This window comes from Vibrio sp. 10N.222.52.B7 (assembly GCF_041474275.1).
Lineage (GTDB): Bacteria > Pseudomonadota > Gammaproteobacteria > Enterobacterales > Vibrionaceae > Vibrio > Vibrio crassostreae_C.
In genome coordinates, this window is the sequence record NZ_JBFRTU010000212.1 from 1 (window position 1) to 253 (window position 253).

The window sequence follows — 253 nt, forward strand, 5'->3', positions numbered from 1 at the left end:
AACCTCTGAAGCAAGGGGATATTCTTTTCAAAATAGACCCAGTTCCATTCGAAGCTGAAGTCGCAAGGTTAGAAGCCAAGGTAAAAGAAGCAAGCCAAGGTGCGCTTGGAATGGAATCTGAAGTGGTTGAAGCAGAGGCTGCAAAAATCAAAGCCATCGCAGAAAGAGATAAAGCCCAACGTGAGTTTTCTCGTTACAAGCGCGGTTACGACAGTGGCGCTTTTACCGAGCAACAATTGGATACTCGCAGACC

General features: G+C 46.6%; 1 pseudogene. It reads left to right on the top strand.

Annotated elements, in window-relative coordinates:
- Nucleotides 1-253, top strand: a pseudogene (locus AB4512_RS22455) (hypothetical protein); the annotation flags it as partial.